The following is an 18,564-nucleotide window of genomic DNA, read 5'->3' on the forward strand; positions in this document are numbered from 1 at the left end:
CGGACGGGTCCGACGCAGGAGGAGACGATGACACCGTTCCAACTCACCTTCGACTGCGCCGATCCCACCATCATGGTCCGCTTCTGGGCCGACGCGCTGGGCTACGAGGCGGAGCCCGCACCGGCGGGTTTCGACAACTGGAACGCGTACTGGCGCAGCGCGGGCGTACCGGAGGAGGACCTGGACCCGGCGGGCGACGGCTGCGGCTCGATCGTGGATCCACGCGGCAGCGGGCCGCGGATCTGGTTCCAGCCGGTGCCGGAGGGCAAGGCGGGCAAGAACCGCCTCCATCTGGACATCCGGGCCAGCGGGGGCCGAGAGGTACCGCTGGCGATCCGCAAGGAGCGCATCGAGGCGGAGGCGGCGCGGCTGGAGTTGGCGGGAGCAACCAGGCTGCGGGTGCTGGCGCCGGACGACCAAGACCACTACGCGGTGGTGATGCAGGACCCGGAGGGGAACGAGTTCTGCCTGGCCTGACCGGGTGCCCCGCGCGTCAACCCGCGGTTCAGCCCGGCACATTAACCTGGCGCCATGACGATCAAGGGCTGTCTCTTCGACTTCTCCGGCACCCTGTTCAGGGTCGAGCCGACCGAGCGCTGGCTCCGGGGTGCGCTGGCGCAGGTCGGCATCGAGGCGTCGGACGGCGACATCGCTGACTACGCCGAGCGGCTGGAGTACGTCGGCGCGCTGCCCGGTGGGGCCCCGCCGCACGCCGTTCCCGAGGGCCTGCGGCGGCTGTGGGACGAACGCGATCTGGACCAGGCGCGGCACCGGGCGGCCTACCTCGGCCTCGCCCGGCAGGTCCCGCTGCCCTGGCCCGAGTTGTACGACGTGCTCTACGAGCGTCATATGTCGCCGGACGCCTGGGCGCCCTACCCCGACGCGGTCGATGTGCTGGCCGGGTTGCGCGAGCGCGGCATCCCCGTCGCGCTGCTGAGCAACATCGGGTGGGATCTACGTCCGGTACTGCGTCGGCACGGCGTCGACGGCTACTTCGACACGGCCGTGCTCAGCTATGAGCACGGCGTCCAGAAGCCGGACCCGCGGATCTTCCGCATCGCCTGTGACGGGATCGGACTGGCGCCGCAGGACGTCCTGATGATCGGCGACAGCGAGGAGGCCGACGGCGGCGCAAGGGCCCTGGGCTGCGCGTTCCTACAGGTACCGCCACTGCCGGTGGAGCAGCGCCCGGACGGGCTGCGGCCGGTTCTGGACCTTGCCGACGACGCCACTGGTTGAACTGGTGAGGCCCTGCGGACGGGGGGATACCGCAGGGCCTCGACCTGTCCAACGGATGACCTTCGCCCTGGGTTCCGCGGCGTCGCGGAAAATTCTCCTCGCCCTCACATGTCCCCCATGTTCCGCCGGATCGTTCCCGCGGTCAGGGACCATGGAGGCATGTCCGACAACTTCACCAGTGACACCTTCGACCTGACCACCGGCTCGCAGGAGGCCGCGGTCGACATCACCGACCGCTGCGCCGCGTTCCTCGCCCGGGCGGCGCGCGGCCGGGACGGGCTGCTGAACGTGTTCGTCCCACACGCCACCGCGGGCATCGCGATCATCGAGACCGGCGCGGGCAGCGACACCGATCTCCTGGCCCAGTTGCGGGAGTTGCTCCCCGCCGACAACCGCTGGCACCACCGCCACGGCACCCCCGGCCACGGCCGCGACCACGTCCTCCCCGCCTTCATCGCCCCCCACGCCACCCTCCCGGTCCTCGGCGGACAACTGGCCCTCGGCACCTGGCAGTCGGTGGTCTTCGTGGAGTCCAGGGTTACCAACACCGACGACCCTTGCAATGCATGGGAAGCGTCCCCCAGATCGTGGTACGCCGTCTCGCATCAGCGAGTCTCCGCAGGCTTGACCGGGCCCGCAACGTGTTCTCCCACGTACACCTGTCTTACCCCTCACTTGTCCTGTTCGAAGGGGATGCGCAGGCTGCGGCACCCGTGGATACCGCTGAGGGGCACGTTCCCGTTGGGGCGAGCCTTCAACTCACCCAGCGGGTCGAGGATGATCCTTCCCCAACGTCGGAGTTCGGGGTCGCCCGCCGCCGTCCCTCACCGTGCGATCGCCGTGGCTCGGAATCCTTCCGGCGAGCACCGCCCGGCCGTCCGTCCTGGTCGAATTCGGTCACCGACGGTGCCGGTATCCATCCGCCGTGGCTGAGCCAGTCTGCAAGATGGTCACGTAGGCGCTCATAGACGTGGCCCGGCTGCTCCTGGGCAGACCGGATGTCGACTGACGGCATACAGCGCCTGCACGGCGGCTCCCCTCACTCCAGATGCCCTGCGCAACGGATCGGTTGCCCCTCGAACGCGGTCAGGGCTGCACTCGGAGAAACACCGTAATGCCGCCACGCAGAAGTCTGTAATGCCCTGCGCGGGGGCTTCGGCGCCAACCGTCAGGGCAGCCGAAGGCCGTACGTGCTGGTCCCTGAGCAGGCAGGCGGCCTGTCTGAGCGGGGCCGCAACCGCCTCCGGGAGCGCCCTTCGCTCAGCGTGCCTGTCGGCGCTGCGCGTTCCGCGCCGCCTGCGGCGCCTCCTCCCCAGTCAGCGTGGCGAGCACGAGGCTGCGCTGTCCTCGGAAGCTGCGGAGGACCTGCTGGCGGACGAGGTCGGTACTCGTACCGGTGGTGCCGATCTGGCCCGTCTCCACCAGACGTGTGAACAGCGTGTTGTCCAGGTAGGCCGGGACGTTCTTATAGCCGAACCGGACCGCGCCGCCTCGCCCGTCCTTCAATCGGCCGTCGTCGCAAAGCGATTCGAACTGCCGACGGGAGAAGTACATCCCGTGGATCATCTCCGTAGTGTGCGGCAGCACGGAACGCGGATGACAGAGCTTGATCCAGCTCGGGCTGGGGTCCAGCCGCTGTTCGTCGACGAGACCGGCCTGCATCTCCGCGTACCGGTCCAGGCTCCTCATCCGTACCAGTTCCTTGGCGAGGTTCCGGTCGCTGTTCGGGTAGTAGAAGCCGCCTCGCTCGGCGTCGAGCTTCTTGTACTGCACGAGGACGAGGCTGTGGCGCGTGACGTTATAGAAGATGATGTCGCAGCCGAGGGCCTGCTCCGCCGGGGTGCGGTTGGCGTTCGCGACCAGCAGTGTGCGGCCGTGTTCGCGGAACTTTCGCCAAGCCACATGGTTAGTCTCGTCGCTGAGCCACCCGTGCATCGTACGGGTGTCGTGCATGACGAGATGGTCCTCGAGTGCAGGCTGATCGCTCAGCATGTCGGAGCGGGCGGAAGCGTCCTGCAGAAGCGGCTCCGGAAGGTCGAGCAACTCGTCAGGATGGCGAGCTCCGCCCGCCATGTCGAGGAACAGCGGGGGCACCGTGTCGTCGTACAGCTCCTCGGCGGGCGGGTCCCACTCCGCCAACCGTGAAGCCTGCATCCCGGCCATGCGTGCGACGGCCAGTGTCGCGTCGCGTTGCAGTGCCACTTCCTGTGCCGCCCGCAAGTCGCCGAAGTCCCAGGACTCGATGGCCCCTTCGATCAGTTTGACCGCTTCGGTCAGTTCCGGCCGGAGCCGCAGCAGCCAGGCGCGTATCGCCTCGCCCGTCCCCTTGCTCTGCTGGCCCTCCTCGACCAGATGACGCCGCTGGGCCGCGGTCAATCGGTCATGCAGCTCGTCGAGTGGGAGGGGCCTGCGCAGCCGGCGCACATGGGTGACACGCAGTTGCTGCTCCTGGTCCCTGGCCCCGCGTCGCCGAACGGACTTCCCCACGCGGGTGATCTCGTACCGCCCGTAGGTGTCCGTGGAGGCGATCAGGAGCAGGTGACGGCCCTTGGACCACAGGTCACGCTGGCGCGTGAACGACCATTCCCAGTCATGCCGTCGGGGTTGATGCAACTTCTCAAGGAACTCCAGGTACTCGTCCTCGTATTCACGGCACTTCATGATCGCCACCATGACCGTATTCTTGCCATTCCCTCTGACAGGCGGGCCTCTTCTCGCCATCTACGCAGACAGTCTGAGGAACCCGCCGTCCAGGTAAGCCAGCTCCCCGTCATTGCGCAGTGCCTCGACCGGCCTTCCGTCCAGATGCAGGTCCTGGGTGCGGGAATCCATCGGGCACAGGAGCCACAGACAGTGCTGCCCTTCCGACGGTCAGCGGGGGGGCTGCCTGGAGGGTGACCAGGAACGTACGCTCGCCCTCGTCCCAGTATCGGGCGATCAGGCCCGCGTCGTGGAGAGAGAGTACCGAGCGCGGCTCGGCGGAGCGGGCAGCGAGATCATCGGCGACCCGCTGCCACACGACACGGACGAACGTGGCGAGGCCCACTTTCACACGGCCCGGCGCGAAGGCCGCGTCGGCACGCGGGACCGTCCGCCAGTCCTGACCCTTCTCCTCGACGAGCTGCCTGAACTCCCGCAGGAACAGCACCGAGAGGTCGGCGGGGGTCACCGGGAAGTGGGCGGCGATCATCTCGGACCGCCTCGACGATGGGGCGGACGACCGCCAGTGACCGGGACAGCACACGCTCGGAGGTGTCGTTCTTGGGCCCCGTGCAGGGCACGCAGTTCCTGGGCAGCCTCCAAAGCGGTCATCACTCGGCCGAAGATGGCGGCGATACCGACCAGTTCGGTGCACACCGCCTGCAACCACCGAGCTCGGCCCACCGCTTGCTTTCGGCCCTGGTGATGGCGGGAGACCGGCGGCTGCTTGATCCCCAGATGGACGGCTATCCGCGCCGGCACGGACCAGGGGCCCACCAGTGACAGTCCGCCGTCCTCGGGAGGCAGACCGAGGGTGAGGCGCCCCACGTCAGCACGGTGCGATCCCTTGCGACCGGACGGCGGGGTCAACAGATCGACCATGTCATCGATCGACAGAATGCCGGTCACTCCGGCCTGCGGATCACCACTCTTCGGTGGAGAGGCGGCCTTACGCGCAGCTGGCGCTGCAGCCTTCCCACTCGAACAGGGGCGAGAATCCGCTCGCGGCGCGCAGGGCATCCGTCTAGCCTGCGGGCAGGAATGGAGCCTGGGACAGTACCTGAGCCGCCCCCGGTCATCTCGCGGTCGGCCGTAAGCTGCGCCCGCATTGGGATCTCGACGTCATTGTCCTCCGCCGCGATCAAGCCCTCGTCCGTGATCTGCTCGCAGCCTGGCACCTGTTCATAACAGACCCGCCCGGCTTGGGATGGTTGCGTCCATGGCGTTCTGAGGAGGCTCTCCACCCGCCCCTCCACGACATCTGGTGCCGCACCCCGGAGTTACCTTGGTCGGTGCAGCTCATGCTGGACGAGGCTGAGGGCAACCAGTAGGCCGCCTGGCTGTACCCCGAGGACGAGTCGGGGCAGGGCCTGCGGCCCCCGAAGGCACGGACCTGGTCCCGCCGCGGCCTCGCCTCCAACCCGTCCACGCCCGGGCGGACGGTGGTCTCTCTGGCTTGAGCTGCCCGCGCGACCACCCGGGCACCTCCGTGTCCCAGAACCCGATCCTCGACTCCCATCAGCAGCCGACGCTGCTGCTCGTCCAGATGCGGGAACAACACCATCGAAGTTCACGGCCAGTTGATCACCGGTCTCTTCAGGGATGCATATACCACGTGAACGAGCCCGAACGCGGGAAGCAACACCTTGATTCACTGCCCGCCCTTACCTCCATTTCCCGTAAGACCGTCAGAAGCGCCCCTGTCTGCGACCGCGCTCCCTACCGCCCGCAAGGGCGCACAGAGCGCCTTTCGTGCGTGGCTGAGCCTCGAAGGGAGGGGCAGCACTACCCGTCCGCAAGATATACCCATCTTCAACCACTCGTATTGTCAGCTCTGCCAAGATTGCGGTATGGAGTAGCGAACTGCTGGAGCCGACTAGACCTAGTGTCGCGACTGGGCCCGAGTTCGAGACGTAGCGTTTGGAGGTACATCTCTTTGAGTTCAGGGAGTCGAGGAATTCCGGAGAACGGAATAGCGTTAGTTCCGGCTGGTCGGGATTCCACTATTGCCGTCAGTCATACACAAGAGGAACGGCTACTAGCCGGCGGTGGGCGTCATTTTCCGGTCAGTACATTCCTACGGCTGGACGGTCCGCTTGACACGGTTGCTCTTCGGTCCGCGTGTGATGCTGCAGTGAATCGTCACGAGGGCACGCGTATCTCATTCGCAATGAGCGGATCCTTAGCCAGGATCAAGATCGCGGATCACCTCCCCTCCGACTACTTCCAAGAATTTCTACTGCCCCCGAAGGGAAATATTAGCGAACGTGTGGCGCGGGCCGTCGAAATATTGTCCGACTACTCGGAGCAACCTTTCGATTTCGTGGTAGGTCCGCTTTTCCGGGTCGCGCTGGTGAGTGTCAGTGCCAACTGCTTCTTGCTAGGCATCATCATGGACCACATCATCGGGGACGGCTGGTCCCGTGACATTTTCGTCAGAGATATGCTGCAGATATATGATGCCACTGTCATGGGCATACGGCACGACTTTCCTGATCTTCCCATTCAGTTCCCCGACTTCGCCGCGTGGGAAAGAAAATTCCTCACAGGTAACCGGCTCACGCGTTTGGTCTCGCACTGGAGGGCCTCGTTGGCCGGCGTGGATCCCATACCGTCTTCCCGCCTGATCGACCCGAATGCCCCAGGGGGAATCCCCCATTGCCGTGCCGTCAATACGTGTGTCGATGGCTCGGTGAAGCGTCAGCTTGATGCTTATATAAGAGGCACGAGCACCACCATGTTCGCACTGGTCGCTGCTGCCGTGAAGGCCGCCATCTTCGCGATGCGCCGGGAATCAGGGGAGGACCCCGAGGGCGCCGCCGACGTGGCGATCATGGCGTCCGCCGCCAACCGCATCCAGCGGGAGATCCGGGACGCGTTCGGATATTTCGCCACGCCCATCGTGCTCAGAACAAACCTCAGCGGGAATCCGACTCTTTCTGAACTTTTCCAGCGGGAGTCGAGGACCACGCTCACGGCATTGCGATACCAACAGTTGCCGCACGCCCTGCTGATCAAACATCTCAATCCGACCCAATACGGCGTGCGCCACGTGTCGAATATCGACGCCGCTCCCAGATACGTGAATTTCGATATTGAAAATAAGGTGTACCGGGAGGAGATACGACCTGGAGGTATTGATGTGACCTTAGTCAGAAGGCCTGTGGCAGCTCCCAGAGGGGGGCTGCGCATATGGGGTACCGATTCCGGCCAGAAGCTGTGGATATCGCTGTTCTATCGGTCCGACCTGTACAGCGACGCCTGGTCCGAACAATTCATCGACTACGTCGAAAATATTTTGGAGGGAACAGCACGAGATCCATCACGACCACTCCAGGAGCTGGCCTGATGGGTATGCGACACAATTGCAGTAGAGGATCGGAGTGCGTGGATCTGACATGGTAGAGGTGCCGTGGAACTCCGAGCTGGAAATGATCGTTCGGCAAAATTGCCCGGATGTGGACGACGACACCCCCATATTGCCGAGCGACGTCCTCAAGGATCTCGGGCTCGATTCGATGGGGACGGTGACTGTCATCGTTGAAATAGAGGAAACGTTCGGGGTTGTTTTTCCTGACGACGACATGTCCTTCGAAACATTCACCACCATGGATAGTCTTTGGAGAACGGTCTCCCGTCTCACGGACAGTTGCCCGGATCAGCAGCCGTAGTACCCGACGATCCGTGTTCCACCGCTAAGACCAGCCACCGTCCCCAGAATAGAGTTGGTGGGAATGACCCGTGCTGACGCTCAGAGCGCCGTCCGCAAACTCCTGAAAATTCCTTCGCAGCACCGGCGCTTCTCCTGTACGCGCGCGGATGCGGATCGGGTGTTTGGAATCGATGGAGACTTGATGGATCTGCTCATGGACTTGGGGCTTCCGTACAAAGGTGGCAGGCGCGACACAATTTTCGACCCGGTCGACCTGGAGAACATTGGGCTGGATCTCCACTTGCATTCGGCCAACTGGGCTTCCATGCGGGTATGGGCGAGGTCCATGAAAAACCCTGAACAGTTGGAGAACAGCAGTTGCGAAATGCACATCTCCTGGAAATGTCGAAACCCCGGCCATGAAGGTGAGTGCCGGTTCGCGTTGAGTCCGCAGTTGAGAAGGGTGGCCGGCTCGGAAGAGAATCATGCGAACGAAGAAATGCTGGTCACAGCACATCTGGCCAACGATGCCAGGGAGTTCGACGAGTCCTTCCGCGCGGTAGCGTTGGAGGCCCAGTCGCTTACCTTTCACCGGCTCCCTCATGAGCTGGCCATGGACATGGGGTTCCTGGAGGAGACGCGACTCGCCGACTGCCGTTCGGCCAGCCGCTACCTGGTCCGTTTTGCCCGGGCGGCCGGGCTGCCTGCACAGCCCGCGTCAGGATACTTCGTCGCAGGTCCCTTCCCTATCCCGCACGCGTGGTTCGAGATCGGAGTCGGAAAGCGGTGGTACGCCGCCGACCCATATTGGCTCAACACACTTCATCGGTGGGGCATAGCGGATCCGGACAGGTGGCCTCTCAACAGTTCGCCACGCGGTTTGCTATGGCGCCTGGACCGCATTCTTACGCTCACGAGGCCCCTGGTGACGGACCGATCCCGTAGGGCTTCGGTGGACCTCATGGCGCGGCGGACACCGTCATGAGCGCGGCAGAGACTGCAGACCTCCTCGGCTCGCGAGGCACGGTGCGGCGCCTAGAGGACTGGGTGCGCCGTGTCGCCTTGCGGTCCCCGGACCTGGACGCCCTCCGCATTGGTACCCGTAGCGTTACCTATGCTGAGTTGATGCAGACTGCGGATCGCTGGGCTGCCGTTCTGCGTTCGGCCCGCCCCGACAGCGCTCCGCGGGCCATAGGCGTCCTCACTGGCAGAAGCTTCACAGGTTATACCGGGATTCTGGCCGCGATGGTTGCGGGCGCAGCAGTGTATCCCCTAGCCCCGGACACGCCACTCAGCCGGATCGAGGCCCTATTTCGAAGCGACGCCTTGGATGCACTGATCGTGGACGAAGACGGTGCCGCCCGGCTCGCTGATTTGGCCCGCATGTGCGATCTGCCGCCCATTTTCGCGCCGGAAGTCGGATCGGCATCGCTCACCATGCCTGGAATACGCGTCCTGACCCGCAATTGCCGTGTCGGTGATCCACGTCGACGACCAATGGACATTGCCTACGTGCTGTTCACTTCGGGATCAACAGGGCGACCTAAAGGTGTACCAATCACCCACAATAATATGCACCACTTTCTGACGAACATTCTCGACAGATATGACTTCATACCCGATGACGTATTCACTCAGACCTTTGATCTAACATTCGATCTGGCGTTCTTTGACCTTTTCGTGGCTTGGGCGTGCGGCGGGACAGCCGTCCGTACCCCGCCCTCCGCGTTCGCTCGGATAAGTGACTTTGTAGCCAGGGAGGGGATAACCGTCTGGTTCTCCGTGCCGAGCGCCATTTCCGTGGTACGAGGCTTGCGAGGACTCGCCGCGGACTCGCTGCCGTCGCTCAGATGGAGCCTATTCTGCGGCGAACCACTTCTGTGGCAGGACGTGACCGCATGGCAAGCAGCCGCTCCTCGCTCTGAGTTAGAGAATGTGTACGGCCCCACGGAGCTGACCATTGCCTGTTCCGCTTTTCGCTGTCCTCGCGAGGGGGTACAACCAGGCGCTTACGGTATCGTCCCTATAGGCGATCTGTTTCCCGGTCTCGAGTGCTTACTGCGGGACGAATCCGGCAACCTGAATGAGGAGCAGGGGGAACTATGCGTCACGGGTGATCAGATGTTTTCGGGCTATCTGGACAGTCGTGATGACGTCAGGAGATTCATGGATCACGCAGGTCGACGTTGGTATCGCACGGGTGACGTGGTCCGTAAGGTGGAGGGGGCGGGTCTGCTCTACCTGGGCCGGACGGACGACCAGACCAAAGTCCGAGGTTACCGCATAGAACTCAGAGAGATCGAATACCATCTGCGCTCGATCACAGGTGTTCGTGCTGCCTGCGTCGTGCCGGTGGGAGTGGGAGCGCAGCGGCGCCTGGTGGCCTACTACGCGGGCTCTAGACTGACAAGACGGCAACTCAACGAATCTCTCCGGAGAGTGCTGCCTTCCTTCATGCTTCCCCATGACTACGTGCTGCTGGAACGGCTACCTGTGAACAGCAGAGGGAAAGTAGACAAACATGCATTGTCTGCCGAAGCGGCGTCGCGGAGGTTGCGCCCATGATGGAGAAGGAGTCAGGAGACCGCGTGAATAGCGTCGTGCCCATGGCTACTCCGGACTGGCCGGGGGTCCTCAACGCACTGCGCGGCCGCAACGACCGCCGACTTTGGCAGGAAGCGGCTCGCCGCCTTGAAAGGGAGCCCGAAGCCCGTCGACACGCTCAGAGGCAAGTCTCCTTGACCATACTTGCCACACACACTGCAGATTTCCTCGCCAGCTTTCTCCCGGTAGCCGCTTTGTCAGTCGGCATCGATTTGGAGGTGCGCCGGATCCCCTACGGGCAGCTGGACACAGCGGTGCTCGATCCAGCCGGCCCTCTGCAAATCGACCCGCCGGACTACGTATTGCTGTGCGGTACGGCGGAAGATTTGCAGCTCACCCACGGTCCGGCTGATGCAGTCGTAGACGCAGCAGTCAGGCGGTGGAGTGGGCTGTGGCAGAAGATACGCGACGACATCGGCGCTCGCGTCGTTCAATGCCTCTTCGTGTCCCCCGCCGACGATGTTTACGGGAATGCCGCCTCGTGGTCCTTATCCAGCTTGACGTCGCTGACCACCCGGATCAACAGCGAGCTTGTGCGCCAAAGTGAGGAAGGCGGGGCACTGTTCGTCGACTGCGAGCGGTTGGCGTCGGAGGCAGGACGTCGGAATTGGCACGATCCCCGGTACTGGGACACCGTGCGCCAGCCCGTCGCCATGAGCGCGCTACCCTTGCTGGCCAGGACAGTCGCTGGTGTCCTGGCAGCAGACCTCGGATTGACACGCCGATGCCTCGCGGTCGACCTCGACAACACCTTGTGGGCAGGCGTTCTGGGGGAAGACGGACCTGGGGGCGTAACGGTCACCGACGCCTTCGCGCGCTTCCAACTCTACTTGCAGAGCCTGCGGCAGCGCGGCATGGCGCTGGCGGTCGCAAGCAAGAACGACTCGGCCCTTGCCTTGCGTGCGCTAGAGGAAGTGCCCGGCATGCGACTGACCCGCGACGACTTCTCTGTCGTCGTAGCCGACTGGCGGCCCAAATCCGCACAGTTGCGTGAGATCGCGCAACGTCTCGGGTTGAGGCCGCAGGCCCTGGCATTCGTCGATGACAACCGGGCGGAACGGGCCGAGGTTGTCAACCGGCTGCCGGACGTGGACGTCGTGCCGCTGCCAAACCACCCCGCATATTTCGTAGCCGCGTTGGCGGGGCGACCAACCCTCGAGATGGGCCATCCTGCTGCGGACGAACTTGCCCGTGCTTCCTCGTACGCCCGACTTCCCGAGGTCGAGGAACTCCGGGTGGCCTCGGACTCGCTCGACACCTTCCTGAGTAGTCTCCGAATGCGGGCTCAGATCCTTCCCTTATCCTCCCATACCTTGGATCGAGCAGCTCAACTGCTGCAAAAAACCAACCAGTTCAACCTCACGAGCCACCGTCACACGCGCGAACATTTACAGCGGCTTCTCCATCAGTCTGATTGGATATGTTTCACGCTAGCGCTGCGCGATCGGTTCGCCGACCACGGGACGGTGGGGCTCGTCTTGGTCCACGCCAGCGATGACGTCGCGGACATTGACACCCTGCTGTTGAGCTGCCGAATCATCGGCCGTACGGCGGAACGCAAGCTCCTAGCGTACGTGGGTGAGGCGGCTCGTGCCGCCGGATGCTCCGTTCTGCGCGGGCGCTACATACCCACCGGACGCAATTCCTTGGTCGCCGACGTATACCCGAATCTCGGGTTTCGCAGCATTGAGGTGAAGCCGGAACCAGATGGCGATTCTCTGTACGAGTACAGGCTCGCCGATGGGGGGCCAACTGACACTCCGCACATCCTGGACGAGTCCGTATGACGGCCCGCGGCGCCGACGCAGTCGAGTCCTGTCAGGGACCGGCAAGGCTACCCGAGAGCTGTTACGAGAGTCAGGTGATTGACTGATGGAAACGCTGCTCGGTCCGACCCTGCGCGACATGCTCGATAGACGAGCGGACGGGTGCGCATGGCCGACACGTCCTACTGGAGTGGGGCGCACGTGAATGATCTCCGTGATCGAGTTGCCCTGGTGACGGGAGGCACTCAGGGAATCGGGTTTGCCACGGCGCAGGAACTCGCGCGCTACGGTGCCAGGGTCGTCATCACAGGTACGGATGCCGAGACTGTCGAGACAAGGGCCGAGATGATCGCGCGAACCTGCGATACCCGAGTTAGCGGCTTGGTACTGAACGCATCGGACTATGACTCATCGGCTGGCGTGGTGAAGTCGGTTACGGCTACGCAGGGCGGTCTCGACATCTTCGTGGCCAACGCCGGTGTCATGGACTGCGCCCCCATCGGCATGATGCGTGAAGAACACGTACGGCACGTCCTTGATGTCAACCTCATCGGTGCAGTATCTGGGTTGCAGGCAGCAGCGCGTGCCATGATGCGCAGCCGACGCGGCGCGGTAATTCTGCTCTCTTCGATCGTAGCGAGAGACGGCGCGGCCTCACAGGTTGTCTATGCCGCGGCGAAGGGGGCTCTGGCATCTGTCGCGCGGTCATCGGCACGAGAACTGGGCCCGTACGGTATCAGGGTTAACGCGGTGGCTCCGGGCCTCATAGAGACCGATCTGCTGTCTGCTGTGCCTGCCGCTGTGTTGGAAGAAGCCCGCCAACGGACACCCTTGAGGCGACTCGGCCGCTCGGACGAAGTTGCCCGTCTGGTTCGGTTTCTCGCCAGCGACCAGGCATCCTTCATCACGGGCCAGACACTTGGTATTGACGGCGGCTTGACGTTGTGACCGAACTTGCAAGCAACTGACTGAAAACCCTTAATCTGTGCTTTCCCTTCATGCGCCTCCAAGACGCCTAAAAGGGCTGATCGTCAGTGCGGTCTAGATCTACTGGAGAAAATGATGAGCTTGGTGGAAACGAGGCTGCGCTCAGTGTTCGTCAGCGCGCTCGGCCTTTCGGACCAGGATGATGTGCACGATCTTCGCCAGCGCCAAGGTGAATGGGACTCGCTCGGACATATGGCGCTAGTGGCCGCACTGGAAACGGAGTTCGTAGTAGAACTCGACACGGATCAGGTGATCGAAATGGACACATTCGAGGCTGCCCTCAACATTCTTCAGAAGCTAGGAATATCTAATCTTGACGAGAGCAAGACAGATGGATGATCTCATTGCACCCACGGCTCGGTTGATCGATGGAGAGACCGGTCAGAATCTAAGCGGTGCCCGCCTCGACGGGGAGGTCGGGAGGGTGGCGGCAGCAGTGAAGCGACTGCCTCCAGGTTTGGTGGTGATCGCCCTTGAGCGGAATCTTGCGTCGGTGGTCTCTTATCTCGGGATCATGCGTGCGCGACGACCGGTTCTGCCTTTGGACCCCGCGCGATCAAATGAGGTATTGATTCGACGATACTCGCCCGCCGTTGTAATAGGCTCGGTGCGATCCCACTCTGAGGAAACGCGCATCGATCCCCCTGACGGCTACGCCGCGATGGAACTATTCGAAGGCCGTCCGGCATGGGTACGGCACGTGGAGAACGTTCCACTTCCCCATCCGGAGCTTGGTGTCCTCCTGAGCACTTCCGGCACAACGGGCGAGCCACGCCTCGTCCGTTTGTCCCGCGATGCCGTACGGGCCAACGGACATGCCATTCGACAGTCGCTGCACATGACCTCCGAATGCATGGGGATCACTTCGCTTCCTCTGTGGTATAGCTATGGGCTGAGCGTACTGAATAGTCACATGCTCGCCGGTGCCGGCCTCGTAATTAAAGACGGAGACATTTTTCAGAAAGAGTTCTGGAGCGCAGTCGATCGACATGAGGTCACTTCACTGGCAGGTGTTCCTCATCACTTCGAGATGTTGAGAAGCATCCGGTGGAGCGTCGCGAGACATCCTTCGTTGAGAGTACTGACCGTGTCTGGTGGGCGCCTGCGATCTGAGACAGTCAGGCACTTCCACGAGGACGCTGTGAGGCACGGGGGGCGACTCTATGTCATGTATGGGCAGACCGAGGCAGGTCCAAGAATCGCTGTTCTCGACCCCAGAGATCTGCCCGCTTGTGTGGGATCGGCCGGGCATCCTGTCCCCGGTGTCCAACTGAGTATTCTCCGGGCCAACGGGAGCGAAACGGTTGGTTGTGGGGAGCTGGGAGAAGTGGTCTGCCGCGGCCCCGGCGTCATGTGGGGTTATGCCAACACCGCGGCGGATACGGCCAGAGGCGACGACCAGGGCGGCATTTTGAGGACGGGGGACCTCGGGCGGTTGGACGAGGATGGCCGCCTTTGGCTGAACGGGAGGTCGAGCCGGCTGGGCAAGGTCTTCGGTGTTCGTGTCAATCTCGATGCGGTGGAGCACATAGCCGCTGCTGATGGTCTCATTGCCGCGGCCGCTCCGCTCGACGACCGGATCCTGATCGCCTGGGAGGACAAAGACCATGATGGCGCGGACCTTGAACCCCGGATCCGGCAAAGTGTGGCCATGGCGCTGGGCGTGCACGAGAGGGGGATAGTTTTCCGTAAGATCGAAGAACTTCCCAGGTTTTCCACTGGGAAGATCGACTATAAGCGGATCCTGGAGATTGTAGATGACCGGCCAGGCTTCACGACCCGAACGTGAATTGAATATTCTCGAATCAGTCCGAGAACTCACCACTCATCATCTGGCCAACTGTCTGGAGTATGCAAGGATTTCCCGCGCGCTCGGATTCCCGGCTGTGAGCGAGATCTCCAATTTAGTAGATCTCCCATGGTTGCCCGTCCGCTTGTTCAAGACGCACAGCCTCAAAAGCATTCGGAATGAAGCTGTGTTCAAGGTCCTTACCTCATCCGGAACGACAGGGCAGCCGAGCCGCATATTCCTGGACCGGGCCGCAGCTGCTGCGCACCAACGCGCAATGTTCGAGTCACTGCGCCCCGTCGTCGGTTCATCGAGGCTTCCGATGTTGATAGTCGACCAGCGCAGCACCGTTTCGGAAGGCGGTTCGCTTTCCGCACGTGCCGCTGGCGCGCTGGGACTGATGTTGCTTGGGCGTCACCACACCTTTTTGATGGACGAACACGGGAAGACGGACACCGGGGCTCTGCACAGCTTCCTGGACCAGCACGCTGACCGGCCGTTCCTGATATTTGGGTTCACCTATCTGGTCTGGACCAGACTATACGAGGTTGCCCGCAAGGAAGGTGTGGATCTTTCTGAGGGAGTACTTCTGCACTCCGGCGGATGGAAGAAAATGGTCGACCTTGCAGTGAATGACGACGAGTTCCGGCGCGCTTTCCGAGCCGTGGGACTGGAACGCGTATACAACTTCTACGGAATGGTCGAACAGATCGGCAGCATATTCGTCGAGGGTGAGCGCACACGGCAGTTGTACTGTCCAGCACACGCAGATGTGATCATCCGAGATCCGGAAACATGGCAAGAAGCACCGGTGGGCCGACCCGGAGTAATCGAAATCATCAGTGCTCTACCGCGCTCCTATCCCGGACATGTCTTGCTTACAGAAGACATGGGTGTGGTTCACGGGATCGATGATGGTGATCTTCCTGGCAAGCGATTCAGCGTTCTCGGGCGACTCCCGCGCAGCGCGCCGCGAGGCTGCAGCGATACCTTCCAGGAGGCCGTTCAGTCATGAACGAGGAGATTACTGTCAAGAGTCAGGGTTCCGTCACCACCACCGTAGCTGACCTGATCGCGAGTGTGCCTGCGGCGTCCAGCGCCGGGCTGATTTTCGGGGACCGGCGTGTGGTTGATTTCTTCTCCGTGCTTGCCAGCACGTTGTCGCGTTCTGCAGTGGGACGAGCGTATCCCGAGTTGGGTGCACTCGGATTCTTCCTGCGCCGGGCCTCTTTGAGGCGCTACCTGTCCCAATCGGGGAATCGTTCGGACGTATTGCGTGTGCCTCGTGGCCTGACCCTGCACATCTCTCCGTCGAATGTGACCACCATGTACGTCTACTCCTGGGCGATGTCGGCACTCGCCGGCAATACCAACGTGGTCCGTCTTCCTTCGGCAGTCGGCCGCAACAACGAGGTGCTGCTGGAAGCCATAGGCGAGTCGATTGAGCAGGCCGACCCGGTCGTCGGCGCGACGCAAAGGCTCATCTCTTATCCGCGGGACGACAACAAGACGACCGCCGCACTGAGTTCCGCGTGCCAAGTGAGGGTAATCTGGGGTGGCGATGAAACAATTCGACACATTAGACATTTTCCTCTGCAGCCCGGCGCCAAGGAATTAACATTTCCCGACCGGTCATCGTTCTCCGTCCTTTCTGCGAGGGCCTGGCAGGCATCCGGCGCGACGGCTCGCGCGACGCTGGTGACGCGGTTCTGCAATGATGCATATTGGTACGGACAGGCTGCATGCTCCTCACCCCTGACGATCTTCTGGATCGGCGAACGCCGGGTGGCCGAAGAGGCATCAACTGAGTTCTTCCAAGCCCTCGCCGGGGAAGTGCGTGGCCGGATGTCAACTCTCCAAGCTTCTGAAGCTATTGAGAAGGCCGTCCTCGTCCACGGCCTGGCAGCGGTCGGGCTCATATCCAAGGCAGAGTTCTACGGCAACGAGGTCGTAATGCTTGATGTGGCTCCTGCCGGTTCGACGCTGGACCAGTGGTCCGGGATCGGTAGTTTCGGGCGCGTGTGCCTTCCGTCGCTGTCTCAAGTCAGTCGCGCCGTGAAACCGCGTCACCAAACGGTTACCCACTTCGGCTTCTCCGACGACGAGCTTCGCCACTTCGCCCAGGAACTCGGATCCCTGGGCGTTGACAGAATCGTCCCCGTTGGACAGGCTCTCAACTTCGATTCGGTATGGGACGGCTGCGATCTCTTGTGTGAGTTTAGCCGCCTAAGGCAATTGCGGTTCTGATCCTCCTCCAGTCGAGCAACGTCGAGGCCGTCTCCGCGATTTGTCTAAGAGCGTGTGCTATGTGGTGAGTCGGAGGAGTCGTTCGTACCAGCAGATCGAGACTGGGATTCCGAGCTATGCCAGGTAGTTGCGGGGGCGTTCGAAGCGGGGACTGAGTCTGCAGTGGCCAAACAGCCAGAATGTTGGGTCTGCCGCGCGGCGAGGGGTCTGCCGTTCGATGACCCGGTGATGGCGTCCCAACCGTTCGCCGGTATCGACGTCTTTACGGCCGATGCGAGCGCCGATGCGTTTCCCCCGTAGCCACCCGAGGTCGCCCCTAAAAGCTGTCCCGTAACTGCTGGTCACGGGTGAGATGATCTTGTCGTGTCTGGTGTGATCACGGCGTCGGAGCCGTCCTGGATAGCCCCGTTCACTGGGCTGAGTCCACGTCAGTTCGGCAAGCTGGTCACCGCGCTGCGGCGGGAAGGGGCGGATCCGGTTCGCAAGGGCAGGCCGTGGGCCCTTGCACTGGAGGACCGTGTCCTGCTGGTCGCCGCGTACTGGCGGATGAACCTGACGCTGCGACAGCTCGCCCCGCTTTTCGGCATCTCGAAGTCCGCGGCCGACCGCATCATCGACCACCTCGGGCCATCGCTGGCACTGCAGCCGCGTAAGCGGTTCCGCCGGGACGCCGTGCTGATCGTGGACGGCACCCTGGTGCCCACGCGTGACCACGCGGTCGCCGAGCAGTCGAAGAACTATCGGTACTCCACCAACCATCAGGTCGTCATCGACGCCGACACCCGGCTGGTCGTCGCTGTCGGCCGACCGCTGCCCGGCAACCGCAACGACTGCAAGGCGTGGGAGTTGTCCGGCGCAAAAGACGCCGTCGGCAAAGCCACGGTCATCGCGGACGGCGGCTACCGGGGCACCGGCCTGATCATCCCGCACCGCCGCAAACGTGGCCAGACCGAACTCCCGGCCTGGAAAGAGGAACACAACACCTCCCACCGCAAGGTCCGCGCCCGCGTCGAGCACGCCTTCGCCCGAATGAAGGGATGGAAGATCCTGCGCGACTGCCGCCTGAAAGGCGATGGCGTCTACCACGCCATGCTCGGCATCGCCCGCCTGCACAACCTCACCATCGCTGGCTGACCAAGAAACCAGCAGCCCAGCACGCACGTCCGAGAGCATTTACGGGACAGCCCTTAGTTTGGAGAGCCGCTCTGGTTGGGCTTGAGACCCTCGCTGTCGTGGGTCCAGTTGAGACACCGACGACGGGGGGCAGGTCCAGACAGGTCATACATCTTGCGACAGTTGTACCCCGGTCCGGCTCCATACGCAGACCCACGACCAGATGAACCGGCGGTGCGCTGTCGACTTGCAGGGCGACAGAACTCGCTAGGCACACCCCGCTCACCAGCACGTAGAGGATGGCCACGAACACCGCTGCATCAGGCGTGTTGTGCGTACCGCCACCCTGCGTCCGCCCTGGACGGCGGTAGTAATGGGGGCACGGTCTCCCACAAGCCTTCCAGAACTATACACCCCACTTGTTCCTCCCCATACGGTGGGAACGTCCGACTCCCCCACCTAGGGCC

Annotated in this window: 16 protein-coding genes and 3 pseudogenes; 15 read left to right on the forward strand and 4 right to left on the reverse strand. The window is 62.8% G+C overall.

From position 1 onward, the window contains the following. The first annotated feature begins 27 nt into the window (after positions 1-27). From P3G67_RS13625 to P3G67_RS13635, 3 genes and pseudogenes are all read left to right on the forward strand, one after another. Complete coding sequence (locus P3G67_RS13625; RefSeq protein ID WP_276093704.1) at positions 28-477, forward strand: VOC family protein; 450 nt, start codon at positions 28-30, stop codon at positions 475-477. A 54-nt stretch (positions 478-531) separates the two neighbouring features. After that, a complete protein-coding gene (locus tag P3G67_RS13630; RefSeq protein WP_276093705.1) occupies positions 532-1,239 on the forward strand; it encodes an HAD family hydrolase in 708 nt (235 codons plus the stop codon). A 159-nt stretch (positions 1,240-1,398) separates the two neighbouring features. Then, positions 1,399-1,797, forward strand: a pseudogene (locus tag P3G67_RS13635) (secondary thiamine-phosphate synthase enzyme YjbQ); the annotation flags it as partial. Between the two features lie 702 nt (positions 1,798-2,499). Here P3G67_RS13635 and P3G67_RS13640 read toward each other — a convergent pair. After that, entirely contained in the window at positions 2,500-3,900 is a 1,401-nt protein-coding gene (locus P3G67_RS13640; RefSeq protein WP_276093706.1) for a hypothetical protein, read from the reverse strand. Positions 3,901-4,009: 109 nt separating this feature from the next. Beyond that, complete coding sequence (locus P3G67_RS13645; protein WP_276093707.1) at positions 4,010-4,429, reverse strand: hypothetical protein; 420 nt, start codon at positions 4,427-4,429, stop codon at positions 4,010-4,012. Between the two features lie 71 nt (positions 4,430-4,500). Here P3G67_RS13645 and P3G67_RS13650 point away from each other — a divergent pair, with 71 nt between their 5' ends. Next, the gene (locus P3G67_RS13650; protein WP_276093708.1) at positions 4,501-4,722 is read left to right on the forward strand and encodes a hypothetical protein; all 222 of its coding nucleotides are present in this window, start codon (positions 4,501-4,503) and stop codon (positions 4,720-4,722) included. A gap of 628 nt (positions 4,723-5,350) precedes the next feature. Here P3G67_RS13650 and P3G67_RS36320 read toward each other — a convergent pair. Continuing rightward, positions 5,351-5,549: pseudogene (locus tag P3G67_RS36320) on the reverse strand (ISAzo13 family transposase); the annotation flags it as partial. Positions 5,550-5,824: 275 nt separating this feature from the next. Between P3G67_RS36320 and P3G67_RS13655 the strand changes: the two are divergent. The 11 genes from P3G67_RS13655 (at position 5,825) to P3G67_RS13710 (ending at position 18,118) form a co-directional block, all read left to right on the forward strand. After that, on the forward strand, positions 5,825-7,288 hold the full coding sequence (locus P3G67_RS13655) for a condensation domain-containing protein (RefSeq protein WP_449343250.1): 1,464 nt from the start codon (positions 5,825-5,827) through the stop codon (positions 7,286-7,288). A gap of 49 nt (positions 7,289-7,337) precedes the next feature. Beyond that, positions 7,338-7,610: a phosphopantetheine-binding protein gene (locus P3G67_RS13660; protein ID WP_276093710.1), complete on the forward strand. Its 273-nt coding sequence runs from the start codon at positions 7,338-7,340 to the stop codon at positions 7,608-7,610. 63 nt (positions 7,611-7,673) lie between these two features. After that, positions 7,674-8,576 (forward strand): transglutaminase domain-containing protein, encoded by a 903-nt coding sequence (locus P3G67_RS13665; RefSeq protein WP_276093711.1) that lies wholly within the window; start codon positions 7,674-7,676, stop codon positions 8,574-8,576. After that, a complete protein-coding gene (locus tag P3G67_RS13670; protein WP_276093712.1) occupies positions 8,573-10,156 on the forward strand; it encodes an AMP-binding protein in 1,584 nt (527 codons plus the stop codon). Before P3G67_RS13665 ends, P3G67_RS13670 begins: the two co-directional genes overlap by 4 nt. Further along, a complete protein-coding gene (locus P3G67_RS13675) occupies positions 10,153-11,982 on the forward strand; it encodes an HAD-IIIC family phosphatase (RefSeq protein ID WP_276093713.1) in 1,830 nt (609 codons plus the stop codon). Before P3G67_RS13670 ends, P3G67_RS13675 begins: the two co-directional genes overlap by 4 nt. A gap of 147 nt (positions 11,983-12,129) precedes the next feature. Continuing rightward, a complete protein-coding gene (locus tag P3G67_RS13680) occupies positions 12,130-12,909 on the forward strand; it encodes an SDR family NAD(P)-dependent oxidoreductase (protein ID WP_276093714.1) in 780 nt (259 codons plus the stop codon). Between the two features lie 123 nt (positions 12,910-13,032). Further along, complete coding sequence (locus P3G67_RS13685) at positions 13,033-13,287, forward strand: acyl carrier protein (protein ID WP_276093715.1); 255 nt, start codon at positions 13,033-13,035, stop codon at positions 13,285-13,287. Further along, positions 13,280-14,737, forward strand: a complete 1,458-nt coding sequence (locus tag P3G67_RS13690) for an AMP-binding protein (protein WP_276093716.1) — start codon at positions 13,280-13,282, stop codon at positions 14,735-14,737. The genes P3G67_RS13685 and P3G67_RS13690 overlap by 8 nt, the downstream gene beginning before the upstream one ends. Next, positions 14,706-15,752, forward strand: coding sequence for a LuxE/PaaK family acyltransferase (locus P3G67_RS13695; RefSeq protein ID WP_276093717.1), 1,047 nt, complete (start codon positions 14,706-14,708; stop codon positions 15,750-15,752). The genes P3G67_RS13690 and P3G67_RS13695 overlap by 32 nt, the downstream gene beginning before the upstream one ends. Then, a complete protein-coding gene (locus P3G67_RS13700; RefSeq protein ID WP_276093718.1) occupies positions 15,749-16,984 on the forward strand; it encodes an acyl-CoA reductase in 1,236 nt (411 codons plus the stop codon). Before P3G67_RS13695 ends, P3G67_RS13700 begins: the two co-directional genes overlap by 4 nt. A gap of 363 nt (positions 16,985-17,347) precedes the next feature. Next, positions 17,348-18,118 (forward strand): transposase, encoded by a 771-nt coding sequence (locus P3G67_RS13710; protein ID WP_276093719.1) that lies wholly within the window; start codon positions 17,348-17,350, stop codon positions 18,116-18,118. Between the two features lie 174 nt (positions 18,119-18,292). On the opposite strand, the pseudogene P3G67_RS36020 reads toward P3G67_RS13710, so the two are convergent. After that, positions 18,293-18,530 (reverse strand): annotated as a pseudogene (locus P3G67_RS36020) (IS5/IS1182 family transposase); the annotation flags it as partial. Positions 18,531-18,564 lie beyond the last annotated feature (34 nt).

The sequence above is a fragment of the Streptomyces silvisoli genome (genome assembly GCF_029269905.1).
GTDB lineage: Bacteria > Actinomycetota > Actinomycetes > Streptomycetales > Streptomycetaceae > Streptantibioticus_A > Streptantibioticus_A silvisoli_A.